The 23,933-nt window shown below is 57.3% G+C and carries 24 protein-coding genes, 1 other RNA gene and 1 pseudogene; 10 read left to right on the top strand and 16 right to left on the bottom strand.

Going from position 1 to position 23,933, the window contains the following annotated elements; translation table 11 throughout:
* Positions 1 to 25 precede the first annotated feature (25 nt).
* The 3 genes from IM313_RS07165 (at position 26) to IM313_RS07155 (ending at position 1,589) form a co-directional block, all read left to right on the top strand.
* On the top strand, positions 26 to 244 hold the full coding sequence (locus IM313_RS07165; RefSeq protein WP_008499287.1) for an HHA domain-containing protein: 219 nt from the start codon (positions 26 to 28) through the stop codon (positions 242 to 244).
* Positions 245 to 453: 209 nt separating this feature from the next.
* On the top strand, positions 454 to 1,005 hold the full coding sequence (gene maa, locus IM313_RS07160) for a maltose O-acetyltransferase (protein ID WP_192971466.1): 552 nt from the start codon (positions 454 to 456) through the stop codon (positions 1,003 to 1,005).
* 116 nt (positions 1,006 to 1,121) lie between these two features.
* On the top strand, positions 1,122 to 1,589 hold the full coding sequence (locus IM313_RS07155) for a YlaC family protein (RefSeq protein WP_048999073.1): 468 nt from the start codon (positions 1,122 to 1,124) through the stop codon (positions 1,587 to 1,589).
* Here IM313_RS07155 and IM313_RS07150 read toward each other — a convergent pair.
* On the bottom strand, positions 1,561 to 3,021 hold the full coding sequence (locus tag IM313_RS07150) for a PLP-dependent aminotransferase family protein (protein ID WP_192971467.1): 1,461 nt from the start codon (positions 3,019 to 3,021) through the stop codon (positions 1,561 to 1,563). The genes IM313_RS07155 and IM313_RS07150 overlap by 29 nt on opposite strands.
* Before the next feature lie 101 nt (positions 3,022 to 3,122).
* Between IM313_RS07150 and IM313_RS07145 the strand changes: the two genes are divergently transcribed.
* Positions 3,123 to 3,833 carry a GNAT family N-acetyltransferase gene (locus IM313_RS07145; RefSeq protein WP_192971468.1) on the top strand — a complete coding sequence of 237 codons (711 nt, stop codon included), beginning with the start codon at positions 3,123 to 3,125 and terminating at the stop codon, positions 3,831 to 3,833.
* On the opposite strand, the gene ykgO is transcribed toward IM313_RS07145, so the two are convergent.
* Both ykgO and IM313_RS07135 read right to left on the bottom strand, forming a co-directional pair.
* A complete protein-coding gene (ykgO, locus tag IM313_RS07140) occupies positions 3,830 to 3,970 on the bottom strand; it encodes a type B 50S ribosomal protein L36 (protein ID WP_003859006.1) in 141 nt (46 codons plus the stop codon). The genes IM313_RS07145 and ykgO overlap by 4 nt on opposite strands.
* 2 nt (positions 3,971 to 3,972) lie before the next feature.
* The gene (locus IM313_RS07135) at positions 3,973 to 4,233 is read right to left on the bottom strand and encodes a type B 50S ribosomal protein L31 (RefSeq protein WP_006176933.1); all 261 of its coding nucleotides are present in this window, start codon (positions 4,231 to 4,233) and stop codon (positions 3,973 to 3,975) included.
* A gap of 218 nt (positions 4,234 to 4,451) precedes the next feature.
* On the opposite strand from IM313_RS07135, the gene IM313_RS07130 reads away from it, so the two are divergent.
* Positions 4,452 to 6,017 (top strand): EAL domain-containing protein, encoded by a 1,566-nt coding sequence (locus tag IM313_RS07130; protein WP_192971469.1) that lies wholly within the window; start codon positions 4,452 to 4,454, stop codon positions 6,015 to 6,017.
* Here IM313_RS07130 and IM313_RS07125 read toward each other — a convergent pair.
* Positions 6,010 to 6,282, bottom strand: a complete 273-nt coding sequence (locus tag IM313_RS07125) for a metal/formaldehyde-sensitive transcriptional repressor (RefSeq protein ID WP_028012182.1) — start codon at positions 6,280 to 6,282, stop codon at positions 6,010 to 6,012. The genes IM313_RS07130 and IM313_RS07125 overlap by 8 nt on opposite strands.
* Before the next feature lie 133 nt (positions 6,283 to 6,415).
* Between IM313_RS07125 and IM313_RS07120 the strand changes: the two genes are divergently transcribed.
* Positions 6,416 to 7,231, top strand: a complete 816-nt coding sequence (locus IM313_RS07120) for a nickel/cobalt efflux protein RcnA (protein WP_192971470.1) — start codon at positions 6,416 to 6,418, stop codon at positions 7,229 to 7,231.
* 33 nt (positions 7,232 to 7,264) lie between these two features.
* Here the strand turns inward: IM313_RS07120 and IM313_RS07115 are convergent, their stop codons facing one another.
* The 3 genes from IM313_RS07115 to IM313_RS07105 all read right to left on the bottom strand — a co-directional run bounded on the left by IM313_RS07115 (position 7,265) and on the right by IM313_RS07105 (position 12,218).
* Positions 7,265 to 10,357, bottom strand: a complete 3,093-nt coding sequence (locus tag IM313_RS07115) for a beta-galactosidase (RefSeq protein ID WP_192971471.1) — start codon at positions 10,355 to 10,357, stop codon at positions 7,265 to 7,267.
* Between the two features lie 102 nt (positions 10,358 to 10,459).
* Positions 10,460 to 11,530 (bottom strand): LacI family DNA-binding transcriptional regulator, encoded by a 1,071-nt coding sequence (locus IM313_RS07110; RefSeq protein ID WP_028012179.1) that lies wholly within the window; start codon positions 11,528 to 11,530, stop codon positions 10,460 to 10,462.
* 76 nt (positions 11,531 to 11,606) lie between these two features.
* On the bottom strand, positions 11,607 to 12,218 hold the full coding sequence (locus IM313_RS07105) for a YitT family protein (RefSeq protein ID WP_028012178.1): 612 nt from the start codon (positions 12,216 to 12,218) through the stop codon (positions 11,607 to 11,609).
* Positions 12,219 to 12,304: 86 nt separating this feature from the next.
* On the opposite strand from IM313_RS07105, the gene IM313_RS07100 reads away from it, so the two are divergent.
* Positions 12,305 to 13,726: a PLP-dependent aminotransferase family protein gene (locus IM313_RS07100; RefSeq protein WP_192971472.1), complete on the top strand. Its 1,422-nt coding sequence runs from the start codon at positions 12,305 to 12,307 to the stop codon at positions 13,724 to 13,726.
* Positions 13,727 to 13,806: 80 nt separating this feature from the next.
* Here the strand turns inward: IM313_RS07100 and IM313_RS07095 are convergent, their stop codons facing one another.
* The 3 genes from IM313_RS07095 to ffs all read right to left on the bottom strand — a co-directional run bounded on the left by IM313_RS07095 (position 13,807) and on the right by ffs (position 14,625).
* A complete protein-coding gene (locus IM313_RS07095; protein WP_028012176.1) occupies positions 13,807 to 14,022 on the bottom strand; it encodes a hypothetical protein in 216 nt (71 codons plus the stop codon).
* Positions 14,019 to 14,270 (bottom strand): hypothetical protein, encoded by a 252-nt coding sequence (locus IM313_RS07090; protein ID WP_192971473.1) that lies wholly within the window; start codon positions 14,268 to 14,270, stop codon positions 14,019 to 14,021. The genes IM313_RS07095 and IM313_RS07090 overlap by 4 nt, the downstream gene beginning before the upstream one ends.
* A 258-nt stretch (positions 14,271 to 14,528) precedes the next feature.
* An RNA gene (ffs, locus tag IM313_RS07085) (signal recognition particle sRNA small type) lies at positions 14,529 to 14,625 on the bottom strand.
* An 84-nt stretch (positions 14,626 to 14,709) separates the two neighbouring features.
* Here ffs and IM313_RS07080 point away from each other — a divergent pair.
* Positions 14,710 to 15,106: pseudogene (locus tag IM313_RS07080) on the top strand (MGMT family protein).
* Between the two features lie 33 nt (positions 15,107 to 15,139).
* On the opposite strand, the gene IM313_RS07075 reads toward IM313_RS07080, so the two are convergent.
* Positions 15,140 to 15,667 (bottom strand): YbaY family lipoprotein, encoded by a 528-nt coding sequence (locus tag IM313_RS07075; RefSeq protein WP_028012173.1) that lies wholly within the window; start codon positions 15,665 to 15,667, stop codon positions 15,140 to 15,142.
* 203 nt (positions 15,668 to 15,870) lie between these two features.
* Here IM313_RS07075 and tesB point away from each other — a divergent pair, with 203 nt between their 5' ends.
* The gene (gene tesB / locus IM313_RS07070; protein WP_028012172.1) at positions 15,871 to 16,731 is read left to right on the top strand and encodes an acyl-CoA thioesterase II; all 861 of its coding nucleotides are present in this window, start codon (positions 15,871 to 15,873) and stop codon (positions 16,729 to 16,731) included.
* 95 nt (positions 16,732 to 16,826) lie between these two features.
* Here tesB and amtB read toward each other — a convergent pair whose 3' ends face one another.
* The 5 genes from amtB to IM313_RS07045 form a co-directional block, all read right to left on the bottom strand.
* The gene (gene amtB / locus IM313_RS07065; RefSeq protein ID WP_192971474.1) at positions 16,827 to 18,113 is read right to left on the bottom strand and encodes an ammonium transporter AmtB; all 1,287 of its coding nucleotides are present in this window, start codon (positions 18,111 to 18,113) and stop codon (positions 16,827 to 16,829) included.
* A gap of 35 nt (positions 18,114 to 18,148) precedes the next feature.
* Positions 18,149 to 18,487, bottom strand: a complete 339-nt coding sequence (glnK, locus tag IM313_RS07060; protein ID WP_008503304.1) for a P-II family nitrogen regulator — start codon at positions 18,485 to 18,487, stop codon at positions 18,149 to 18,151.
* A gap of 220 nt (positions 18,488 to 18,707) precedes the next feature.
* Positions 18,708 to 20,489 carry a SmdB family multidrug efflux ABC transporter permease/ATP-binding protein gene (locus tag IM313_RS07055; RefSeq protein WP_047367613.1) on the bottom strand — a complete coding sequence of 594 codons (1,782 nt, stop codon included), beginning with the start codon at positions 20,487 to 20,489 and terminating at the stop codon, positions 18,708 to 18,710.
* Positions 20,482 to 22,254: a SmdA family multidrug ABC transporter permease/ATP-binding protein gene (locus tag IM313_RS07050; RefSeq protein ID WP_192971475.1), complete on the bottom strand. Its 1,773-nt coding sequence runs from the start codon at positions 22,252 to 22,254 to the stop codon at positions 20,482 to 20,484. Before IM313_RS07050 ends, IM313_RS07055 begins: the two co-directional genes overlap by 8 nt.
* 30 nt (positions 22,255 to 22,284) lie before the next feature.
* Positions 22,285 to 22,743, bottom strand: coding sequence for an Lrp/AsnC family transcriptional regulator (locus IM313_RS07045; protein WP_008503307.1), 459 nt, complete (start codon positions 22,741 to 22,743; stop codon positions 22,285 to 22,287).
* Between the two features lie 115 nt (positions 22,744 to 22,858).
* Here IM313_RS07045 and IM313_RS07040 point away from each other — a divergent pair, with 115 nt between their 5' ends.
* The gene (locus tag IM313_RS07040; protein WP_192971476.1) at positions 22,859 to 23,905 is read left to right on the top strand and encodes a PLP-dependent cysteine synthase family protein; all 1,047 of its coding nucleotides are present in this window, start codon (positions 22,859 to 22,861) and stop codon (positions 23,903 to 23,905) included.
* Positions 23,906 to 23,933: the final 28 nt, after the last annotated feature.

The following is a 23,933-nucleotide window of genomic DNA, read 5'->3' as shown; positions in this document are numbered from 1 at the left end:
TTATTACAATTACTAAGGTGAATTTATGTCTGATAAACCACTCACAAAAATCGATTATTTGATGCGCTTACGACGTTGTCAGTCAATTGACACCCTTGAACGCGTCATTGAAAAGAATAAATACGAGCTTTCTGATAATGAACTGGCGGTATTTTATTCAGCCGCTGACCATCGCCTTGCAGAGCTAACGATGAATAAGCTGTATGACAAAATCCCTACTTCTGTATGGAAATTTGTCCGTTAATCTTTGAAGTGTGTCTGTAGAGTTTCTACGCCACGTTATAAGCTGTATTCACCTGTCCCGTTATGCTCCCTGCGCGAAAGCCAGGTCTCCGTGTTAAACGCGCTCATCAGCAACAATGTTGTGACTTTGGTCACATCGGCCTTCCGGGAACGTTCCCCTTAACGCCCGTTGCGATTACCCTTCAGGAATAACATCCAGAGAGGTTTCCGATGAGCATAGAAAAACAGAAGATGATTTCAGGTGAACATTACCGCCCTGGTGATGAGACGTTACGCGCCGATCGGCTTCGGGCGCGCCATCTGCTTCACCGCTATAACCACACTGCGCCTGACGAAAAAACAGAACGCCAGAACATTCTGGCGGAACTGCTGGGACAAAACGAAGGGGCGTATATTGAGCCGAGCTTCCGCTGTGACTATGGATATAACATTTATCTGGGCAAAGACTTTTACGCCAACTTCGATTGCGTAATGCTGGATGTCTGCCCTGTACATATTGGCGACAACTGCATGCTCGCGCCGGGCGTTCATATTTATACGGCCACCCATCCGCTGGATGCGCAAGAACGTAACAGCGGAGTGGAGTTTGGTAAGCCCGTCACCATTGGCAATAATGTCTGGATTGGTGGACGTGCGGTCATTAACCCAGGCGTCACCATCGGGGATAATGTGGTTGTGGCTTCCGGTGCCGTCGTGACGAAAGACGTGCCGGCTAACGTCGTCGTGGGCGGCAACCCGGCGAAAATCATCAAAACGCTGTAACGATCCGGGGGGCCAACTGTTATGGTCTTTTAGCGCCCGACTGTTACTTTTTTCAGCCGGATGGCTCCCCTAAAATTGGCAGATACCCTGTATTGTCAACACTCAAAAGGCCAAAAATGACCGAGATACAGCGCCTGCTTACCGCTACCATCAACGATCTTAACCACCGCGAAAAGCGAGACAATCGCCCGCGCTTTAGCATTAGCTTTATCCGCAAACATCCCGGGCTGTTTATTGCCATGTATGCCGCCTGGCTGGCAACGCTGATTGTCATGCTGAAGTCCGAAACGCTGGTGGACTCCGTCTGGCTGCTGGTGGTGCTGTTTGTCGTGTTTAACGCCTTTTTCTTTTTCGACGTGAATCCCCGCTACCGTTACGAAGATATCGATGTCCTCGATTTCCGGGTCTGCTACAACGGCGAATGGTACAACACGCGTTTTGTGCCAAATGAGCTTATCGACAGCATCCTGCACTCTCCGGCTGTCGAAACCGTGCACAAAGAGAAGCTGCAGAAAATGGTCGCAACGAAAGGCCAGCTCTCTTTTTATGATGTTTTTACCCTTTCCCGCCCTGCTGCTGCGTAATTAACGCCTGCAGGCGTCGGATACCCGGCGCAAACTGCGAAGCAGAGGTGTTGCCGTAACCTAAAACCAGGCCGGTTTGCCCCTGCTTCGTCTCCAGGTAATAGCCGCTCAGCGCAGCGGGTGCAAGCTGAAATGCCCTCGCTTTCTCCACCAGCCGCTGGTCGTCGATACCGTCAATCGCCAATGTCAGGTGCATTCCCCCTTCACCGGCAAGAACACGGTGCGGAGTATAAAGCTCTGCGCTCAGCACCTCCCGCAGCTGGCGGTAACGCTTACGATACAGGCGACGCATGGCGGCAAGATGACGGGCATAGTGCCCCTCCTCGATAAACAGCGCCAGGGTGCGCTGTTCTGCGCGATGCCCGCCGCGCAGCAGCGAGCCGATGGCCGGACGCGCCGCTTTCGCCAGCGCTGGCGGTAACACCATGAACCCCATTCGGAGCGACGGAAACAGCGTTTTACTGAACGTCCCCAGATACACAACGGGCGCGTTGTTGACCATGCCCAGCATCGCCGGTACGGGCTCGCCGACATAGCGGAACTCGCTGTCGTAATCGTCCTCAATGATCCAGGCCTTGTGCTGGCGGGCCAGTTCCAGCAGCGCCAGACGCCGCCGCGCGCTGAGCACGCTCCCGTAAGGAAACTGATGCGACGGCGAAGTGAAAATGAGCGCAGGTGAAGGCGCATGCAACCCTTCCCAGCACATTCCCTCGTCATCCACCGGTATGCCGATCATCGCAAGGCCGGTTTTGACGAAGGCGCTTTTGGCCCCGCTGTAGCCGGGATTTTCCACCCAGGCGACATCCCCCGGCTCGCTTAACAGCATCGTGCACAGATTGACGCCCTCCAGCGCCCCTTCGGTTATCACAATCTGGCTGGCGTCGCAGTCAATGCCGCGAGAAAGCGCAAGGTGACGGGCGATGGCTGCCCGCAGCGACGGCTCACCGGCCGGGTCGCCATAGCCCAGCAGAGCGCTCCCCTCCTCCCGCAGGACACGATCGTACAATCGCCGCCACAGCGGCAAGGGGAAATAGTTGATGGCGGGCGTTCCCGGCGTAAAGGCCATCACCGGGGTGTCGCGCGACACAGGCGCAGGCAGCTGGACGACACGTTTTGCCAGCCTGACCTCAGGATCGGTCAGAACCCGCGGGCTGGCACGATGGGCGAATTGCGCCACCCGCGTCCCCTGACGGTTACGCAGCAAATAGCCTTCGAGCGTGAGCTGGTCCAGCGCCGCATTGACGGTGTTCCGTGAAACGGAAAGCTGCTGCGCCAGCGTTCGCGAGCCGGACAGCTGGCTGCCGGACCGAAGCCTTCCGCCCAGTATGGCCTCCCGCAAAGCGAGATAGAGCGCGCGCTGGAGCGTCTCTTCCCCACGCGTTTTAAGCGCAGCATGGAGCAAGGTATAAAGTTCATCGCCCGGTATGTTCATCTCATCTCCTTGTGGTACCACCAAAACATAGCTGAGTGGTTCTTTTTAAGGAACCAGTAATTTTCTAATCTGGAACTCTTCTCAACGTCACGGAAATAAAGATGAAGACATTCAATGAGTATGGACAACCTGTGGGCGAAGCCCTTACCGACTGGCAGCCTCGCCCTCATCCGTCCCGGGTGGTACTGCAGGGGCATTATTGTCGGCTTGAACCGCTGCGCGTGGAGCATGCCGGGGCGCTGTTCTCCGCCTATGCTCTGGCCGGAGACACCCGGAGCTGGACGTGGCTTCTGCGTGAACCCGATGCCACGGCCGCTGAGTTTGCCGAATGGGTGGCAAGCGTGTGTGAGTTATCTGACCCGATGCACTTTACCGTTATAGATAATCAGACCCAGGCCCCGGTCGGGACGCTGGCCCTGATGCGGATCGATCCTAAAAACGGCGTTGTGGAAGTGGGACACGTTCACTTCTCCGTGCTGTTAAGCCGCACGCCCATGTCAACAGAAGCGCAATATCTGCTGATGCAGTACGCGTTCGATACCCTGGGCTACCGGCGATATGAATGGAAATGCAACAGCCTGAACGAACCATCACGCAAAGCGGCACTGCGTCTGGGCTTTCAGTTTGAAGGCCGTTTTCGCCAGGCGCTGGTCATAAAAGGCCGTAACCGGGATACCGACTGGTTTTCGATTCTCGACAAAGAGTGGCCGGCGCTGGCGAGCGCCTTTGAAGGCTGGCTTGCCACCGACAATTTTACTGCCGATGGCAAACAGAAAAGATCCCTGGAAAGCTGGCGAGAAACGCGCGTCTAGCGTCTTTTTTTACGTCCCTGCACCGCCTTAAAGCGCGGATTGGATTTGCAAATCACGTACAAGCGTCCCTTGCGTTTGACTATCTGGCAATCCGGGTGACGCTGTTTTGCGCTGCGCAATGAGTTAAGCACCTGCATGGTTAGCCCCGCTTCGCATTAAGAAAACCGCCAAAACGCTTGCGGAAGCGCGCTGCGCTGCCATCCGTGGAAAACGTTTTTTGCTTACCGGTATAAAACGGATGCGATTTTGAAGAAACCTCGATAGTGATGTACGGATACGTTTCACCGTCGAGTTCAATTTCGCGGTCGGTTTTAATGGTTGAACCCACTTTAAAGTATTCATTGGCACTGGTGTCGTGGAATACCACGGTGCGATACGCTGGATGGATGTTTGGTTTCATCATAAATCCTTTGTGTTTTGTTATAACATAACAAATAATATCCAGGCAAGGTTGAAAAAACAACCCTCTCTCTCCTGAGGATATTTTCTGATTTGCTTTAGATAACATGAAAACCCTGCCCCCACGTGCTATAACTATTTCATTTCGCGGTAAAATCTTTCTCTTCAGGCAGGAAACTCAGCGTCCGGATTCGGGCATATGGGAAAGGAAACGACAGCATGAAAACCCGACATCTGGTCAGTCTGGTGACTGGCGTACTTATCTTTTCCGTGCTGGTTCCCATTTGCCTCAGCATCTGGCTTGCCCATCGCCAGGCGGAAGAGAAATTTGTTGATGCGCTGGATAGCTATGCTTCTCGCGTGCTGATGCGCACCGACAGGGTCGTGGATCAGGCTAAAGAAGCGTTAAATCACCTGCAGGGATTTAAGGGCGTTCCCTGTAGTCCGCTGCATTTGAGGGAGATACGTCGGGTCGCGTTCTCGTGGCGCTATATCCAGGAGGTGATCTATATCGACAACCTCACACCCCTCTGCTCTTCGCTTGAGCAGGCGAGTAAATCCGCCGCTTATCCTCCTCCCATGCGTATCACCGAAGATGGCTACAGCGCGTGGCTTACCGCACAGAACGATCTTGGCTTTCACCGCTATATGGCCGTGCTCGGGAAGGGCCATTACCTTGTTCTGGTCGATCCTGCCTCGCTTGTGGATGTGATCCCTTTCGGGGCGATTGCCATTGATGCCGCTCTGGTGGGAAGCGCAACGCATCTTATTTTCGCCAGCAGTAACACGCTTGATCCGCATATCCGCGATCGGATCAACGATCTAGGCGTCTCCAGCGTTCAGTACAAGGGCTCCATGTACGTCATGAAGCCGGTACCTGAGCTTGGATTTACTGTCGTCACGTGGGCATCGCTCACCCCCCTGGCTGAAAGCTGGCACCGACAGCTGCTTTTCTGGCTGCCGTTTGGCGTCATGATAAGCCTGCTGGCGGCACTGTTTGTCCTGCGGATCCTGCGACGTATCCAGTCGCCGCGCAATCGCCTGCTGGACGCCATTAACAGCCGCGATTTTGTGGTTCACTATCAGCCCATCGTGGCGCTGTGCAGTGGAAAAATCGTGGGTGCGGAAGCGCTTGCGCGCTGGCCCCAGCCAGACGGAAGCAGTCTCTCGCCTGATATATTTGTGCCGCTTGCCGAGCAAACCGGCCTCATCTCGCAGCTGACGCAGTTAGTTATGGAAAAAGTGTTTGAAGATATGGGCCACTGGCTGCGGCTCCACCCCGATCAGCATATCTCCATCAACCTCGCCCCGGCCGATTTGACCTCCGGTAATCTGCCGCCTTTACTGAGCCAACTCCTGAATAAGTGGCAGATTCATCCCCGACAAATCGCCCTTGAGTTAACCGAGCGTGGCTTTGCCGACCCCAAAATCAGCGCGCCGGCTATCGCCGCGTTTCGCCGTTCGGGCCACCCTGTCTACATTGATGATTTTGGCACGGGCTATTCCAGCCTCAGCTATCTGCAGCATCTCGATGTCGACACGCTAAAAATTGACAAATCGTTCGTGGATGCACTGGAGTACAAAAACGTAACGCCGCACATTATCGAAATGGCGAAGTCGCTGCAGCTGGCAATGGTGGCGGAAGGCGTGGAGACCAAAGGGCAGCTTACCTGGCTGCACCGCCACGGCGTGCAGTATGGGCAGGGGTGGTTCTACAGTAAGGCGCTGCCCAGGACGGAATTTATCCTTTGGGCAGAGAACAACCTCGCCACGCGCTCTACTTAAGATAGGATTTGATCACCTGCAGCACGACGCCAAGATCGGCTTCACGCTGCGCCTCTTCGGGCTCTTTCACGACATGATCGGTAAGATGCCCTTCAATCACCTGCATCATCATGCCATTGACCGCGCCACGGATCGCCGCCAGCTGTTGTAACACCTCGGCACATTCGTGATCGCTGTTGAGCATCTTCTCCAGCGCGGTGCTCTGCCCCTGAATTTTCTTCAGGCGAGTCAATAACATCTTCTTATCGCGAACGGTATGTGACATCTCTGTCTCCCTCAGTTTTGGCTTTTAAAGCATATCACGCTCTACTCCCCCTGAGTATTTTTCTACTGGGGGGTAGTATTAGGCTACTGGGGGGGAGTACTATTTGCGCACGCTTTCCATACTGGAAATTTCAATGAACGATTTTGCTTCACTCCTGCAGCAGGGTAATGCCTGGCTGTTTGTTCCCAGCGCTATCCTGCTCGGTGCGCTGCATGGCCTGGAGCCGGGCCACTCAAAAACAATGATGGCTGCCTTTATCGTGGCTATCCGCGGCACGCTGAAGCAGGCTGTGTTGCTCGGTCTGGCGGCTACGCTTTCCCATACGGCGGTAGTCTGGATCATTGCCATGGCAGGACTATGGTTTGGCCGTGGCTGGGACGCACATACGTCCGAACCCTGGTTCCAGCTGATCTCCGGGGTGTTGATCGTTGCAATCGCCCTGTGGATGGCGTGGCGAACCTGGAAAGAGAGCCGGCCACACGATCATCATCACGATTGCCACCACCATCATGACCATGACCATGACCACCATGATCATCACCATGAACACCCGCTGGTTGAAGAGGAGTGGCAGGACGCCCACCAGCGCGCGCACGCGCAGGATATCAACCGGCGTTTCAACGGACAAAACGTGACGACAGGACAGATCGCGATGTTTGGCCTGACCGGCGGGCTTATCCCTTGCCCAGCGTCCATCACCGTTCTGCTGATCTGCCTGCAGCTGAAGCATTTTGCGCTCGGCGCGACGCTGGTTTTCAGCTTCAGCATCGGTCTGGCATTAACGCTGGTCGCTTCCGGCGCGATTGCCGCCTTGAGCCTCAAGCACGCGACAAAACGCTGGCCCGGATTTAGCGAACTTTCTCGCAAAGCGCCGTGGATCTCCGCCGCGTTGATTATCGTGGTAGGGATTTACATGAGCCTGCATGGCCTGAGCGGCATTCTGGCGTAAGCAGGCGGCCACGCCCGGTGGCCGCCTCTCAGGTCAGGTAAGAGTCTGCTGCCAGCTAAAGGTATAACGAAGCTGGCGCGTCTGCAGGATAAATTCCGGCGAAACGCTGGGGCTCCAGGAGTCATCGCCGCCCACCCCCATATGAAACGCATCGAGGTTGAGCCAGCACCCCGGCTCTTCCCGCAGCAGATGATGATGGGTTGTCTCACGCAGCTGCTGCTGGCTATAGCGGCCCACTGAGAAATGGAACGCGCCATTCAGCTGATGCGCACCCAGCACAAGTTTGCGGGTATCGCAGCGCAAACCATTTTCCGTCGGGAAGATATACGGCGTGTGCATGTCTGCCAGGGGCAGTGTCCAGCGCCCCTGCTGCGCCGCCAGCTTTCTGTCCGGGTAGTTTTCATGCGGACCCAGCCCCAGCCAGTCAACCTTTTCTGGCGTTTCAGCGAGATGAACGCTCAGGCCAATGCGCGCGGGCTCCGGGATATCAGACGCAATATCGACCTGAATGTCGCCATGCAGAACACCCTGCTCGTCCACCCGCCAGATTTTACGGCTCAGGAACAGCGCCCTGCCGCGATGCTCCAGGACATTAAGCGTGGTAACCACCACCTCACGCGCATGCTGCTCTGCCTCACAGTGCAGCATGCGCGAGGTGAGATCGTACATGCCCGCCGCTTTCCAGCGTTCAACCCACGCGTTTGGATCGATGCGCGTCGCTTCGCTCACCCCAATGTCGTTGTCCAGCGGCGCGCGGCTGACGTTATCCGTCACGGGTGAAAGCAGCGTTTCAACGCCATTTCGCCACCATTGAGTCAGGTTTCCGGATGCGCGATCGAACTGCCATCGCTGTTGACGATGCGTGACCTCCAGGATGCGATCGTTTTGCGTTAAAACCGGCGGCTCGCCCGTAGAGGCTGACGGTGCAATAAAGAGTGGGGCCGGAAGCGTCCACTGCTCCCACGCGCAGCGATGGCCTGCCGGTGACCACGGCGTTGCCAGCGGCTGGCGAACCTCAACGTTCAGCCAGATTTCACCCGGCCCGGCCTTCAGCTCCGGCAGGTCGAGTTCCAGACGCCGGGCGCCTTCAGGCGTTATCGCGAGCGTCACCTCACCTGCGGCCAGCACGTCTCCGTCCCGGGCAACCGTCCAGCTCAGCACCTCGTTATTGGTAGGGCGGAACAGGTAGCCGCTTTGCACCTCAATCACCAGCGGAGAGGTACTGACCAGCGTAAAGGTAAAGAACTGCTGGGCGCGCTGCGCCTCGTACAGCGCCGGATGCGGCGTGCGATCGGGGAATACCAGTCCGTTAAGGCAGAACTGGCGATCGTTCGGCGTATCGCCAAAATCCCCGCCGTAGGCCCAGAACGCGTTGCCCTTTTCGTCTTTCTTCGTCAGTGCCTGATCGACCCAGTCCCAGACAAACCCACCCTGCAGGCGAGGATGGCTGCGAAACGCCTGCCAGTATTTCGCAAACCCGCCGAAGCTGTTTCCCATCGCGTGGGCGTATTCACAGAGGATCAGCGGACGCGTTTCGTCGGGCATGCCGATCCATTTCTTGATTGACCATTTAGGCACCGCCGGGAAGGGCTGATCCCAATCGACCCGGGCGTACATCGGACAAACAATATCGGTCGCCGCCGTATTCGCCCCGCCGCCTTCGTACTGTACCGGGCGCGTGGGATCGGTGGTTTTCAGCCAGCGGTACAGCGCATCATGATTCGCGCCGTGGCCGGACTCGTTACCCAGCGACCAGATGATAATTGAGGGATGATTGCGATCGCGCTGCACCATGCGGGTTACGCGCTCACTCATGGCGGGCAGCCAGCGTGGATCGTCAGCGAGGCGGCTCATTGGCACCATGCCGTGGGTTTCAATATTGGCTTCGTCAACGACGTACAGTCCGTAGCGATCGCAAAGGCTGTACCACAGCGGATGGTTCGGGTAGTGCGAGCAACGAACGGCGTTGAAGTTATGCTGCTTCATGATTTCGATGTCGCGACGCATGGTCGCCTCGTCCATCACCTGACCGTTTTCCGGGTGATGCTCGTGACGGTTAACCCCGCGGATCAGCAGCGGCTTACCGTTAAGCTTCAGCAGGCCGTTGCTGATGTCAACGCGGCGGAAGCCCACATCGCACGCCTCAACCTCCAGCACCTCGCCCTGCGGACTGAGAAGCGCCATCGTCAGGCGATACAGTTCCGGCGTTTCAGCACTCCAGAGCGCGGGACGGTCAATGGGGATCGCCACCGTTAAGCGTTCGTCCCAGCTGCCGCGCTCGTCCACAACGGCAGACCCCGGACGCCGGGAAACGCTGGCGCATTTTTCACCCTTGCGCCACAGGGTAAAGACCACCTCGCAGTCTGCAAAGCCCGCCCCTGCCAGCGCGACATCTGCCTTAAGCACCGCGCGGTCCAGTTCCGCATTCAGGTCCGTCACCACGCGATAATCGGCAATCTGCGTTTCGGGTTTATGCAGTAGCGTCACATCGCGGAAAATACCACTCATGCGCCACATGTCCTGATCTTCCAGATAGCTGCCGTCGCACCAGCGCAACACCATGACCGCCAGGCGGTTCTCACCGGGCCGCAGGACCGTCGAGAGATCGAATTCGGCAGGCAGCCTGCTGTCCTGGGAATAGCCCATCCACCGCCCGTTGCACCACAGATGAAACGCAGAGTTCACGCCGTCAAAGATGATGCGGGTCTGCCCGCTCTGAAGCCACGCGTCATCCACATTAAATGTGAGCGAGTAACAGCCGGTTGGGTTTTCCTGCGGCACAAAAGGCGGATTAACGGGGATAGGATAGGTGACGTTGGTGTAGATGGGCGTGTCAAACCCCTGCATCTGCCAGTTCGACGGCACGGGCATCGCAACAGCGTCCGCACAGTCTTCGGTTACCCACGCCTCCGGGATTTGCTCGGGTGCAGGAAAGTAGTTAAATCGCCACACCCCATTGAGGGAGCGTCTGCTGGCGGATCCAGCATCATCCAGGGCAGGCTGTTCAAGACGCCAGCTGTGTAACGGCGCATGTGCCTCCAGACGGTTCCACTGGGTGACACCCGGGTTTTCCCAGTCCCGTCGGGCCAGAATGGCGCTGAGAGTCAGCGATAAAGTGTTGGGCATATTAACCTCTTTGCGAAGCGCTCACAATTTTGGTTAACATGCCCTGGCACCCGGCGACGGTAAAGCACGCAATCGCGGGGTAGCGAGTCCGATCACAAAGTTTTATTTGCGGGCAAGCTGCCCGGCAAGGAGGGCCAGGCTTCTGAGCTGCTGCGCCAGATCCTCGCGTTCGGCCTGCTGCGGGGTACGGCGCGCGCTGGAATGGCGGGTCACCAGCGTTACCGGCAGCTGAACCTGCCAGCACTCCTCCCCCCCGCTGGGGGACAGAAGCCACTCCACGCTGCGCTCGCCCGCCTCGCGAAACGCCTGACGAATGGTCGTCAGCGGCGGAGAAAACCAGGCGCTGTCGGCCGTATCGTCAAACCCGACCACCGATATCTGGCCAGGAACAGCTATCCCTTTTTCCGCACAGGCGCGCATTACCCCAAGCGCCATCTGATCGTTCGCCACCAGAATGGCATCCGGCAGTACCGCCCCCGAGAGCAGCACATGTCCCTTCTCATAGCCGCTGGCCGCGCTCCAGTCGCCGTAGGCCACCGCAGCCGCGTCAAGACCCGCCTGCGCCAGCGTCGCTTTCCATCCCGCCAGACGCGCGCGCGCAGAGACCGAGCTTTCCGGCCCGCTCAGCAGGGCAATATGCTGATGCCCCAGCGAAAGCAGATGCTCAACGCCCAGGCGTGCCCCCTCCTCGGCGTTAAACACGAGGCTATTTACCTGCGCTGAAGGTGACACGTCGAGGAACAGCACCGGGACGGGCGTCGCCAGCGACCTGAGCGCTTCGGCGTGCGGATCGTCAAGCGGCACATTTACCAGCAGCGCGTCTACCCGCTGCGCCAGCAGCGCCTGAAGCGCCGCCTGACACTGCTGCGGCTGCTCCACCATGGAAATCAGGACGCTCGCCCCCTGCCCTGCAGCCCGGGATTTTACCGCCGAGACAATTTGCGAAGGCGCGTGCAGCGCCAGATCGGTGGTAATGAGCCCCAGCGTACGGGTGCGTTTCCCCGCCAGCTGCTGCGCCCGCAGGTTGGGAACGTAATGCAGCTCCGCCATTGCCTGCTGCACCTTTTCCCGCGTGCGGGCAGAGACGTGCTCCGCGTCGTTAATCACGCGGGAAACGGTCTGATAAGAAACCCCCGCAAGGAGGGCGACATCATAAAGAGTGATTGCTTTCATGCGTTCTGGCATCGCGATTTTCGAAGCGTCTATTCTGGCACAGCGACGCCGTTAAAACATGTGAGCGCTTCGCAAATTAAACAACCCGCTCCGGCTGCGTCATTTTTTCACCGCGCGGCTTCTGGCGGAACCAGGGCAAACAGAGCTGAATAAGCGGGCCAATGGTCAGAGCATACGCCACGGTTCCCACCCCAAACGAGCCACCCAGCACGCACCCAATCAGCAGGACGGACACTTCGATGGAGGTACGCACGCTGCGAATGGACCACCCCAGCCGGGCGTGAATGCCGGTCATCAGGCCGTCGCGCGGACCAGGCCCGAAACCGGCCCCGATGTACATGCTGGTGGCGATCGCGTTCATCACGATGCCCGACACCAGGAAAGCGATGCGCACGGATAACGAACTCAGTTCGGGGATAAGCGCCATGCTGGCGTCCGCCGCCAGACCGATACAAATCACGTTGCTGATCGTGCCAAGACCGGGCATCTGACGCAGTGGGATCCACAGTAAGAGCACCGCAGCCCCGGTCAAAATGATCACCGTCCCGATGCTCATCCCCAGCTGTATTCCCACGCCAAGGTGAAACACATCCCACGGATCGACCCCCAGATCCGCACGAATAAACATCGCGGTGGAAAGCCCATACAGCCCTAAACCGACATAAAGTTGTAGCAGACGACGTACCATTTTTATCTTCTCCAGTGAACCCGGCTTTCATCCTGACCTAAAATGGCACTAAGATTAATGTCCAGTTTTTAAATAGTGGACTGCTCATGTCATCACGCCGCTTCGGAAGCCAGTCTGTGGTACGCCTTATAGGGCACTGGCAGCAAACTTCATCCCGCACTCCGCTCTGGCGCCAGCTGGCCGACGCGCTGCGCTTATTAATCCTTGATGGCCGGCTGGCGCTGCATACGCGCCTGCCGGGTGAGCGTGAGCTGGCGACGGCGCTGAACGTCAGCCGAACCACCGTCAGCAGCGCCCTCGCCCACCTGCGTGAAGAGGGTTATCTTGAAAGCCGCCACGGCAGCGGGTCGCGCGTCATCCTCCCGGATGCACGCGCCGTTCCCACCCTTTCCGCAGCGAGCGTCGCCCTGGATCTTTCCACTGCCGCCCTCAGCGCAGGGCCGGAGATCCACCAGGCTTACACCCATGCACTTACGGCTATTACTCAACACCTATCGCTGACGGGCTACGAGCAGCTTGGGCTGCCGTCGCTACGGGAGGCCATCGCTGCGCGCTATACCGCGCGAGGTCTTCCCACCCGTGCAGACGAGGTGATGGTGGTCAACGGTGCCGTCAGCGGGTTCGCGCTGGTGCTGCGGATGATGGCCGGACCGGGGGATCGCGTCGTGGTCGATCACCCCACCTATCCGCTGGCGATTGCCGCTATTCAGGGAGCACAGTGTCGGCCAGTAGGAGTGTCGTTACCGGAAACGGGCTGGGATACGGATGGCTTTGCGGCTACGCTTGCCCAGACCGCGCCGCGCCTGGCCTACCTGATGCCAGATTTTCACAACCCAACCGGTCGATGCATGGATATCGCCACCCGTCAGGCAATCGCTGATATAGCAGCCCAGACCCGCACGGCGCTGGTCGTGGATGAAACGATGGTCGATCTCTGGTTTGATTCGCCACCGCCGCCACCGCTGGCATCGTTTAACCCGCAGGCCAGCGTGATTACGCTAGGCTCTGCCGGAAAAAGCTTCTGGGGCGGGCTGCGTCTCGGCTGGATCCGCGCCTCCTCGCGGACTATCGCCACGCTCGCCCAGACGCGCGATACGCTGGATTTAGGCTCGCCGCTGCTTGAGCAGCTGGCGACGCTGTGGCTTATCGACAACAGCGAGCGTTTTCTGCCCGCTCGCCGCAAGATGCTGGCGGAACGGCGCGATCGCTGCAGTAACCTGCTGCGAGAACATTTCCCGGAGTGGACGTTTCATGAGGCGGAGGGTGGGCTCTCTTACTGGATCGAACTTCCTGGCATGCTGGCGACACAGCTTGCCGCACGGGCAGAAATCATCGGGATTAACCTGGGAACCGGGACGCGGTTTGGCTTATCGGGGGCGTTTGACCGCTTTTTACGTATGCCCTTTTCGCTGGAGCCAGCGGAGCTGGAAGCGGCATTGCTGCGGATTAAACCGTTATGGCTCGCGCTAAATTCAAATACGCCAGCAGTCAAACGCCGCCTGGTTTAATATTAAAATTTTGAACTGGATCATAAAATAAAAACTGCTGACTGTAATATATGCAGTCAGCAGTTTTCACTGGTCAGGATTTAGTGCTGAGGAGGAATGGGGAAACCTTTCAGGGAAATAACGAAATTATCACCGTCTTTCTTTATTTTTGCACCGGTATCACACCAGTCAGACGCAATACGAAAGAACTCATCGCTTCCAACATTCCAGCCAAGACGTACATGCTTCACGTAGCCTGAACGCAACAGAGCGCAGGCCTCGTTGTAGTCACTGGCAGTTGACAGTTGTTGTTTCATTTTCTCTTCTTCAGAAGTTTACGTAGAGCCTTGATTTCTTTAGGAGTAAAAGGAGAAACATTCTCTTCTTCCGTATGCTGATTATCAATATCCTCTTCCGATACTCCCGCCTCTTCTACTGCTTCAAACGCCAGCAGCAGCAGTTTCTCTGTGGTCACGCTTAAATTTTCGTTATTTACTTCCGCAGAGTGGCGGAGTCTTTCTTTTAGCGCTTCGTCAATTTTAACATTTAAAACTGCAGTAGCCATGTTTGTCACTTCCCTTCGGAATAAGTACTTTATTTAATACACGAAGTTATCACTGTTATCCAGATCTATATTTTTTTGAATTTTGACGAAAATAGACGTCCAATTATAAAATGCCAGTCTATTATTACAGGTTTATGACAGTAATATTTCAGAGCGATGAAATATATATTACACGGTATAGGCATTATATTATTGTGGAATAAAGGCTAAAAAGAGATGGAAACAGGAAAGATGGATGAGGCCAGAAATGGGTGGGGGCCCTGCCAGCTACATCCCGGCACCCACGTCGTCTGCCCTGGCTGCTTCCTTCCGGACCTGACCTGGTGAACAGAGTAGCGTTGCGGGAGAACCAACAGAGCCCCCATTGAGAGCGTTGATAACCAACGCGCTGGCGCATTATCCCTGTGCGAAGAGCCAATTGCAAGCGACCAGGAACCGGATGCTGGTTTCTTGCGCAAACAGGCGCAGCAATCAGGACGATCTTCGTTTACCATGACGGTCCAAACATCCCCACAGGTGAAGGTATGGACGAAAACGACTCCTTTCCCCAGCGCGTATGGCAAATCGTGGCCTCGATTCCGGAAGGCTATGTCACCACCTATGGTGATGTGGCAAGGCTGGCAGGCTCTCCGCGCGCGGCGCGACAGGTCGGCGGCGTCTTGAAGCGGCTGCCGGAAGGCAGTACGTTGCCCTGGCATCGGGTAGTGAACCGTCATGGCGCTATCTCGCTGACCGGGCCGGATCTCCAGCGTCAGCGTCAGGCGTTGCTTTCAGAGGGTGTGCAGGTGTCGGGCGCAGGACAGATAGATTTGCAGAAATACCGCTGGGTGTACTAAACCCTCCCCCGAAGGAGAGGGTAAGAGCAACAGTTACATCTGGGTCGGTGGGGTTGGCAGGGACGGCTGATTGGTCTGTGGAGCAACCGGGACTTCGGTTTGCTGCACCGGCACCAGATTCAGGTCGATTTTGGTTCCACCGTGGTTAATCGCTTCCTGGACCGTATCGGTGATAAAGACCAGCTTGCCGTTGATGGTTACCGCTGCGCTCAGCAGAATACGGGCATTCGGCTGCACGTCTGACGGGTTATACGGCAACACGAAGCTAAACGGAGCCTGCTTACCTTCAGTACGGACCGCGCGCTGAGCCAGCACCTTCGACGGCGCGTCCGCCAGGGAAGCATCAGACAGCGTGACCGTTAGTACCGCATCCGGCGGCAAAGCGACTCTCTGTTTAATCCAGATTGTACCGGAAACGTTAGGCTGCTGAATGGATTGCTGTGAAAGGGTATTAATCCCGTTCGGATCTGCAGCTGGTACCGGCACCTGGGCGCTCTTACCGGCACAGGCGGACAACGCCACCGCAATAGCTACACCACTTAGCATGGGCACGAGTTTCATTGAAGTCTCCTTATCATCAATGCACCAGCGGGATCGATCCCATCCGATGTCGTTTCAATCACATAACGTTTTTAAGTGTGGCACAGATCACCGATTAATGCCTAAAAACGTGCCGACATTCAGATTATTCTACCCATCGGACCACTTTCATTTCTGCGTTATACTCTGCCTATCTTTCGCTACGGCGTTTATTGAGGATAATTATGAGTCAGGCACTGAACAATCTGCTGACATTACTGAATCTGGAAAAAATTGAGGAAGGACTCTATCGCGGGCAGAGCGAAGACCTCGGCTTACGTCAGGTTTTCGGCGGCCAGGTCGTTGGACAAGCGCTCTACGCTGCAAAGGAGACCGTCCCTGCAGACCGCCTGGTGCACTCATTCCACAGCTATTTCTTACGCCCTGGCGACAGCGCAAAACCGATCGTGTATGACGTTGAAGTCCTGAGAGACGGCAACAGCTTCAGCGCACGCCGCGTGGCGGCCGTTCAGAACGGTAAGCCAATCTTTTATATGACCGCCTCTTTCCAGGCGCCGGAACCGGGGTATGAACATCAGAAAGTGATGCCGCCAGCACCGTCGCCGGACGAACTCAAATCAGAGACCGATATCGCCCGCGCGCTGGCGCATCTGCTTCCGCCGCAGGTCAAAGAGAAGTTTCTCTGCGATAAACCGCTGGAGATCCGCCCGGTTGAGTTCCACAACCCCATGAAAGGCCACACCGCCGAGCCGAAGCGTCAGGTCTGGATCCGCGCCAATGGCACCGTGCCGGAAGATTTCCGCGTGCATCAGTATCTGCTGGGCTACGCGTCAGACTTTAACTTTCTGCCGGTTGCGCTACAGCCGCACGGCGTTGGTTTCCTTGAAAAAGGGATGCAGGTCGCAACCATCGATCACTCCATGTGGTTCCACCGTCCGTTCAATATGAATGAGTGGCTGCTTTACAGCGTGGAGAGTACGTCAGCGTCGAGCGCTCGCGGGTTTGTGCGTGGAGAGTTTTATACCCAGGACGGCGTGCTGGTCGCTTCTACGGTGCAGGAAGGGGTAATGCGTAATCGCGGGTAATGGTGTGGCGGCCTGATGCCCTCACCCTGACCCTCTCCCATGGGAGAGGGAATAAACATTAAAAACGGCAACCGAAGTTGCCGTTTTGCTTTTTATCAGGCGTTATACGCATTCTCGCCGTGGCTGTTGACGTCCAGACCTTCGCGCTCCTGCTCTTCCGGTACGCGCAGCCCAACGGTCATATCCGCCAGCTTATAGCCGATGAAGGCGACAACGGCAGACCACACCACGGTGATAGCGATACTTTCCAGCTGCACCAGCACCTGATGAACCATGGTGACACCTTCTGCGTAGCCCACGCCACCCAGTGATTTCGCGGCGAAGATGCCGGTCATGATACAGCCAACGATGCCGCACACGCCGTGGACGCCGAACACATCGCAAGGGTCATCCACGCGCAGCACGCGTTTCAGTGCGGTGACGCCCCACAGACCTGCCAGGCCCGCGACCAGTCCCACCAGCAGCGCACCACCGACACCCACATAGCCACACGCCGGGGTGATACCGACCAGACCGGCAATCGCCCCTGAACAGGCACCCAGCAGGGAAGGTTTACCGCGTACCGCCCACTCGCCGAATACCCAGGAGAGAATTGCACCCGCCGTCGCCACAACGGTGTTCACGAAGGCCAGCGCGGCGATTTCGTTAGCGGCACTTGCGGAGCCGGCGTTGAAGCCGAACCAGCCAAAGTAGAGGATAGCCGTACCGGTAAACACCATCGGCAGGTTATGCGGTTTGAACGCCTCTTTACCGAAGCCCACGCGTTTGCCAATCAGGTATGCGCCCACCAGACCCGCTACCGCGGCGTTGATATGTACAACGGTACCGCCCGCAAAGTCCAGCGCGCCGTGCGTTACCAGCAGACCACCGCCCCAGACCATGTGCGCAATCGGCACATAGGAGAGGGTCAGCCAGACCACCACGAAGATCAGAACGGCAGAGAAACGGATGCGCTCCGCCAGCGCGCCCACAATCAGCCCGACGGTAATGCAGGCGAACGAGCCCTGGAACGCGACGTGGATGTACTGGTAGAAGCTGCCCATCAGCGCGGTCAGCTCAATATTTTTCAGCATTACCCAGTCGAAGTTACCAAAGAAGGCGTTGCCGGTACCGAAGGCCAGCGAGTAACCGTAAACCACCCACAGCACGCAGACCAGCGCGAACGTCACGGCAACCTGCGTCAGCATGGAGAGAACGTTTTTGCCGCGGATCAGGCCGCCGTAGAACAGCGCAATGCCCGGGATAGACATGAACAGCACCAGCGCGGTGCTGATCATCATAAAGGCGTTATCGGCTTTGTCTGCCACGGCAGGAGCAGCCAGCGCCAGGCCCGGCAGCAGTGCCAGCGAACCCAGACCCGTTTTAAGTGTTGCTATCTTCATTTTCTCGATCCCTATCACTGTGTGCCAGGCGTTATTTACAGTGCCGCTTCGTCAGATTCGCCGGTACGAATGCGAATGACGCGCTGCAGTTCGGCAACGAAAATTTTGCCGTCGCCAATTTTGCCGGTGTAGGCCGCTTTGCTAATCACATCAATCACTTCATCAAGCTGATCGTCAGCAATCGCGACATCAATTTTTACTTTTGGCAGAAAGTTAACGCTGTATTCCGCCCCGCGATAAAGCTCGGCATGACCCTTCTGACGACCAAAGCCTTTCACTTCGGTGACAGTCAGTCCCTGAATACCCATTGAGGACAATGCTTCACGCACGTCTTCCAGTTTGAATGGTTTGATTACCACCGTAACCAGCTTCATAGATCCCCTCCAGTCAGAATTCGGTAATGGCCGCAGCTCACGCAGAAGGTATTGCAAGGGGTGTGCCAGAAATGAAATGGAGGGAGAAAAGCGGTGCGACGAGCGTTATGCCGTCTTCCTTAATGAACCGGCGAAAAAAAACGCACCATGTCGGTGCACGGTGCATTTCAGTATTGCACCAACAGGAATGACTGTTAGCGCGTTGCTTTGTTTTGGTGCATCAGGCGCTGAGCGACTCTTCCTCGCGCACGCTGGCCGCGAGCTCTTCGCCCGCCAGCTGAAGCTGATACATCTGCCAGTAGCGCCCTTTGGCTTCCAGCAGCTCACGGTGCGTCCCGCGCTCCACGGCTTGTCCACGATGCAGCACCAGAATGGTATCGGCATCGACAATGGTGGAAAGGCGATGGGCAATCACCACCAGCGTCGTATGGTCGCGTACCGCGGCCAGCGCCTGCTGGATAGCCTGCTCGGTGCCGGAGTCAATGCTGGCCGTCGCTTCATCCAGAATCAGCACCTGCGGAGTTTCAATCAGCACCCGCGCCAGCGCGAGAAGCTGCTTTTGCCCAACGGAAAGGTTGTTTCCCTGCTCGCCCAGCCGGGTGTTAATCCCGTCGCTAAACCCGCGCGCCAGGTCTGCCAGCTGCACTTTTTCCAGCACCTCCCATACCTGCTCCTGAGAGTAGTCTCGCCCCAGGGTCACGTTGGCGTAGAAGGTATCGGCCAGGACGACCGGATCCTGCTGCACCATCGCGACGCCTTTACGCAACACGTTGTGGCTGAGAGACGCGAGCGGGCGACCGTCGAGGCGGATTTCGCCTTGCGTGACCGGGTAGTAGCCCATCAACAGGCTGGCGAGCGTGCTCTTGCCGCTGCCCGTATGTCCCACCAGCGCCACGAAACCGCGCGACGGGACATCCAGCGTAATGTCCTGCAACACCAGCCGGTCTTCGCGATAGGCAAACGAGACGTTATCAAAGGCAATGGCGCCGCTTTGCAGAGGTCGCTCGTCATGACCGTAGGCCTGGCGCGGCCTGTCCATCAGCTCAAACACGCGCTCGCCGGCGACGACCGCCTGCTGCAGCATCGATTGCTGGGTCGTGAGCTCGATCAGCGGCTCGTTAAGGCGCCCCAGATAGCTAATAAAAGCGTACAGCACGCCCACTTCAATCGTACCGCTTGAGCTCAGGCCAAAGAGCATCAGTAAACCGCAAAGCACCAGCGCAGAGAAAAGGCTGAGCAGCGGACGCAGCAGGAAGCCGTCGAGGCGCAGCGTCTGCATACGCGCCATATAGTGCGATCGGCTGGCTTCGCCCATCCGCTCGCCAAAGCGCGCCTGCTGGCGGAACTGCTGGATGACGCTCATGCCGTTAATCACTTCGTTGAAGCCATCGTTAATGTCGGCCAGATAGGCGCGCACCCGACGCACGATTGGCGTGCTGTAGCGCTGGTAGATGATCATCACGATCAGCACCGCCGGGAAGATGGTAATCGCCACCAGCGCCATGCGCCAGTCGAGGCTGAACATCGCCACCAGCATCGCGCCGATCAGCGCCGCACTGCGTAACACCGTCGCGACCACGGTGACGTACAGGTCGCGGATCACTTCGGTATCGTTGGTCACGCGCGAAATCACCTGCCCGACCGGCTGGATATCAAACTCGCTGAGCGGCTGGCGAAGCGCCGCGTCCATTACATCCGTGCGCAGCTGCTGAACCACGCCCACGGCGGCACGGTTAAACAGCAGCGACTGCGCATAGTGCAGCCCTGCCGCCGCCAGCTGCAACCCAACGTAGGCCACGCCTAAGCCCGCCACCAGCCCCAGCGGCAGGTAGCTTTTGGCGACCATATTGTCGATGAAGTAGCTGATGAGCAGCGGCCCGCTCACCTCAGCAATCGCCGCTATCCAGAGTAAAAGCACGGCCACGGAGAGCGGTTTGCGCCACGGCGAGCCGTAGGCCAGCAGACGTTTGAGCGTCGGCCACATCGTTCCGAGCTTACGCATTGGTGGCCTCCTGATCCTGTTCCGGCGCATCGTCCAGCGCCGCCTCAAGCTGTTGATAGCGGTACATATCGCGATACCAGCCCGGCTGCTCGGCAAGCGTTTCATGCTGCCCGCGCTGGGCAATGTGTCCGTGCTGTAAGACCAGAATTTCGCTGGCCTCGGTGAGCGCTGACAAACGGTGGGCGCTGATAATCACCGTGCGTCCGTCGCCCCACTGGCGCAGGTTATGCAGAATCTGATGCTCGGTACGACCATCCACGGCGGAGAGCGCATCATCCAGAATGAGGATTTCAGCATTCAGCAGCAGCGCGCGAGCAATCGAGATTCGCTGTTTCTGCCCGCCGGACAGCATGACGCCACGTTCCCCGACTTCCGTTTCGTAGCCCTGCGGCAGACGCAAAATATCGTCATGTACGCTGGCTAAGCGCGCCACGTGTTCGATCTCTTCCTGCGTCGCCGACGGGTGACCAAGCGCAATGTTATTCGCCACGGTGTCCGAAAATAAAAACGGCGTCTGGCTGACTACCGCCAGACGGCCACGCCACTCGTCCAGCAGCAGGTTCGCCAGGGGGATATCATGGAAACGGATATCGCCCTCGGTGACGTCAAAGTGGCGCTGAAGCAGAGAGAGCACGGTACTTTTTCCGGACCCCGTCGGGCCGCAGATGCCCAGCATCTGGCCCGGCCGCAGCGTAAAGCTAACGTTCTCCAGCACCGGATGTTCCGTTTGCGGATAGACAAATTTGCGAACGTCGACGTTCATAACGCCGCGCCCTTTCGGCACCGCTTCGCTGCCGTCATTGACCACCGGCGCTTCGGCCAGCATGGCGCGGATGCGGCTGTAGGCGGCGCTGCCGCGCTCTACGATGTTAAACATCCAGGCCAGCGCCAGCATCGGCCAGATCATCAGCCCCAGATACATCGCAAAGCTGGTCAATTGCCCCAGGGTCAATGTGCCCTGCACCACCATCCAGCTCCCGCCACCAATGGCAAGCAGGTTTGCCATGCCGATTGCGACATAAATCGTTGGATCAAATCGCGCATCAATACGCGCGACGCGCATGTTTTTCGCCCCCGTGTCTGCCGCATCGGCCGCAAACAGCGCGGACTGCCTATCTTCCAGGCCAAACGCTTTGATCATGCGGATGCTGGTCATGCTCTCCTGGGTGCGATCGTTCAGAGAAGAAAAAGCCGCCTGCGCCAGCTTGAAGCGCTCGTGCAGCTGTTCGCCGTAGCGATTGATCGCCAGCGCCATGATCGGCATCGGCAGCAGGGCGAGCAGGGTTAATTGCCAGCTGATCTGCGTGGACATGACGATCAGCACCGCACAGCCCATCACCAGCGAGTCCACCAGCGTTAACACCCCTTCCCCGGCGGCAAAGACCACGCGATCGACGTCGTTCGTCGCGCGGGCAATGAGATCCCCGGTGCGATGACGCAGATAAAATTCGGGATGCTGTCGGCTCAGCTGGCGGTAAAAATCTTCACGCAGCTCAACGGCCAGCTGATAGGACGCACCAAACAGCAGCACGCGCCAGACGTAGCGCAGGAGATAAACAATGACCGCCGTCAGCACCAGCGTGCCGACCCACATCAACACCCGTGCGGTGGTGTAATGCTGTTCAGTGACGCCATCCACGACGTAGCCCACCACCTTCGGCGGGATCAGCTGCAAAATGGCAATGATAATAAGCAGGGCGACTGCACCGAGGTAGCGTTGCCACTCCCGACGAAAGTACCAGCTTAATTGGGCAAATAATCGCACGCGGTTTGTTCCTGAAGGTATTTTACGAAGTTATTCAATGGGTAAGGCTGTGGTGTACTTAATCTGTTCCATGGCGAAGCTTGAGGTGACGTCCGACAAGCCCGGGACGCTGTTCACCAGCCGCTTGTAGAAATCATCATAGCGCTTCATGTCAGCCACCTGGACGCGCATCAGGTAATCGTACTCGCCGGCCATACGCCAGAAGCCGAGCACCTCGGGCATCTCAGACACCTGAGTGACGAAGCGGCAATACCACTCGCTGCTGTGGTGTTGGGTTTTTATCAGCACAAATGCTGTCAGCCCAAGCCCCAGTTTTTCGGGATCGAGTAATGCGACGCGCCCCAGAAGAATGCCGTCATCTTCCAGCTTTTTTAGGCGCTTCCAGCACGGTGTGGTGGTCAGATTAACGGCATCTGCCAGCGCCTGCAAAGAGAGGGTACAGTCACTTTGCAGCAATGAAAGGAGCTTGCGGTCAATTTTATCTAGCATACCCACCTCATAGAGAAAATTTTTCTCCCTTCATTCTATTTTAAAGGCCAGATAGCAACAATTTTTTCTGTGCTTTTCGCTATGCTGGGCACAAAATGACAAACGGATAACTACGATGAATAGCACCTGGGTTAAACATGCCATCAGCGAAATCAATGCCGACTACCAGCGCTCGGCGGATACCCACCTGATTCGCCTCCCCCTGCCGGGATTTGGCGGTATTCAGCTCTACCTGAAGGATGAAAGCACCCATCCTACCGGTAGCCTGAAGCATCGCCTGGCGCGCTCTCTGTTTTTATACGGTTTGTGCAACGGCTGGATCAAAGAAGGCACGACCATTATTGAATCCTCATCCGGTTCAACGGCGGTGTCTGAAGCCTATTTCGCTCGTCTGCTGGGCCTGCCGTTTATCGCCGTGATGCCCTCCTGCACCGCAAAACGAAAAATCGAGCAGATCGAATTTTACGGCGGACGCTGCCATTTTGTGGAAAGCGCCTGCGAAATCTATGCCGCCTCTGAAATACTCGCCCGCGAGCTAAACGGCCACTATATGGACCAGTTCACCTTTGCCGAGCGCGCAACGGACTGGCGCGGCAATAACAACATTGCCGACAGTATTTTCCGCCAGATGACCCACGAACCGCATCCGGTTCCGTCGTACATTGTGATGAGCGCCGGTACGGGCGGCACGTCAGCCACTATCGGACGCTACATTCGCTGTCAGGGCTACGATACCCAGCTGATGGTAGTTGACCCCCAGAACTCCGTGTTCCTCGACTACTGGCAAAGCCGCGATGCCGGCCTGCGCAGCCCGGTGGGCAGTAAAATTGAAGGAATTGGCCGCCCGCGCGTGGAACCGTCGTTCATTCCTGACGTTGTCGACGAAATGCTCCGCGTGCCGGACGCCGCCAGCGTCGCCACCGCGCACTGGCTGGAGACGCAGCTCGGCCGCAAAGTTGGTGCATCAACGGGCACCAACATGTGGGGCGTACTGCAGCTTGCGGCACGCATGCGCGAGGAAGGCCGTACCGGCTCCATCGTCACGCTGCTGTGCGACAGCGGCGAGCGCTACCTTGAGACCTACTACAATGCGGAGTGGGTACAGGCCAACATCGGCGACATCACCCCGTGGAAAGCGCAGATTGCGCAGCTGCTGAAATAAAAAAAAGCCAGACCGAAGTCTGGCTTGC

The sequence above is a fragment of the Enterobacter cloacae complex sp. P2B genome (assembly GCF_014895985.1).
Classification (GTDB): Bacteria; Pseudomonadota; Gammaproteobacteria; order Enterobacterales; family Enterobacteriaceae; genus Enterobacter; species Enterobacter bugandensis.
This window is presented reverse-complemented; position numbering and strand designations above follow the sequence as displayed.

Excerpts from the sequence above, each read along its gene's own strand:
- IM313_RS07165 (WP_008499287.1), top strand. The coding sequence starts at position 26 with ATGTCTGATAAACCACTCACAAAAATCGATTATTTGATGCGCTTACGA.
- maa (WP_192971466.1), top strand. The coding sequence starts at position 454 with ATGAGCATAGAAAAACAGAAGATGATTTCAGGTGAACATTACCGCCCT.
- IM313_RS07155 (WP_048999073.1), top strand. The coding sequence starts at position 1,122 with ATGACCGAGATACAGCGCCTGCTTACCGCTACCATCAACGATCTTAAC.
- IM313_RS07150 (WP_192971467.1), bottom strand. The coding sequence starts at position 3,021 with ATGAACATACCGGGCGATGAACTTTATACCTTGCTCCATGCTGCGCTT.
- IM313_RS07145 (WP_192971468.1), top strand. The coding sequence starts at position 3,123 with ATGAAGACATTCAATGAGTATGGACAACCTGTGGGCGAAGCCCTTACC.
- ykgO (WP_003859006.1), bottom strand. The coding sequence starts at position 3,970 with ATGCAGGTGCTTAACTCATTGCGCAGCGCAAAACAGCGTCACCCGGAT.
- IM313_RS07135 (WP_006176933.1), bottom strand. The coding sequence starts at position 4,233 with ATGAAACCAAACATCCATCCAGCGTATCGCACCGTGGTATTCCACGAC.
- IM313_RS07130 (WP_192971469.1), top strand. The coding sequence starts at position 4,452 with ATGAAAACCCGACATCTGGTCAGTCTGGTGACTGGCGTACTTATCTTT.
- IM313_RS07125 (WP_028012182.1), bottom strand. The coding sequence starts at position 6,282 with ATGTCACATACCGTTCGCGATAAGAAGATGTTATTGACTCGCCTGAAG.
- IM313_RS07120 (WP_192971470.1), top strand. The coding sequence starts at position 6,416 with ATGAACGATTTTGCTTCACTCCTGCAGCAGGGTAATGCCTGGCTGTTT.
- IM313_RS07115 (WP_192971471.1), bottom strand. The coding sequence starts at position 10,357 with ATGCCCAACACTTTATCGCTGACTCTCAGCGCCATTCTGGCCCGACGG.
- IM313_RS07110 (WP_028012179.1), bottom strand. The coding sequence starts at position 11,530 with ATGAAAGCAATCACTCTTTATGATGTCGCCCTCCTTGCGGGGGTTTCT.
- IM313_RS07105 (WP_028012178.1), bottom strand. The coding sequence starts at position 12,218 with ATGGTACGTCGTCTGCTACAACTTTATGTCGGTTTAGGGCTGTATGGG.
- IM313_RS07100 (WP_192971472.1), top strand. The coding sequence starts at position 12,305 with ATGTCATCACGCCGCTTCGGAAGCCAGTCTGTGGTACGCCTTATAGGG.
- IM313_RS07095 (WP_028012176.1), bottom strand. The coding sequence starts at position 14,022 with ATGAAACAACAACTGTCAACTGCCAGTGACTACAACGAGGCCTGCGCT.
- IM313_RS07090 (WP_192971473.1), bottom strand. The coding sequence starts at position 14,270 with ATGGCTACTGCAGTTTTAAATGTTAAAATTGACGAAGCGCTAAAAGAA.
- IM313_RS07075 (WP_028012173.1), bottom strand. The coding sequence starts at position 15,667 with ATGAAACTCGTGCCCATGCTAAGTGGTGTAGCTATTGCGGTGGCGTTG.
- tesB (WP_028012172.1), top strand. The coding sequence starts at position 15,871 with ATGAGTCAGGCACTGAACAATCTGCTGACATTACTGAATCTGGAAAAA.
- amtB (WP_192971474.1), bottom strand. The coding sequence starts at position 18,113 with ATGAAGATAGCAACACTTAAAACGGGTCTGGGTTCGCTGGCACTGCTG.
- glnK (WP_008503304.1), bottom strand. The coding sequence starts at position 18,487 with ATGAAGCTGGTTACGGTGGTAATCAAACCATTCAAACTGGAAGACGTG.
- IM313_RS07055 (WP_047367613.1), bottom strand. The coding sequence starts at position 20,489 with ATGCGTAAGCTCGGAACGATGTGGCCGACGCTCAAACGTCTGCTGGCC.
- IM313_RS07045 (WP_008503307.1), bottom strand. The coding sequence starts at position 22,743 with ATGCTAGATAAAATTGACCGCAAGCTCCTTTCATTGCTGCAAAGTGAC.
- IM313_RS07040 (WP_192971476.1), top strand. The coding sequence starts at position 22,859 with ATGAATAGCACCTGGGTTAAACATGCCATCAGCGAAATCAATGCCGAC.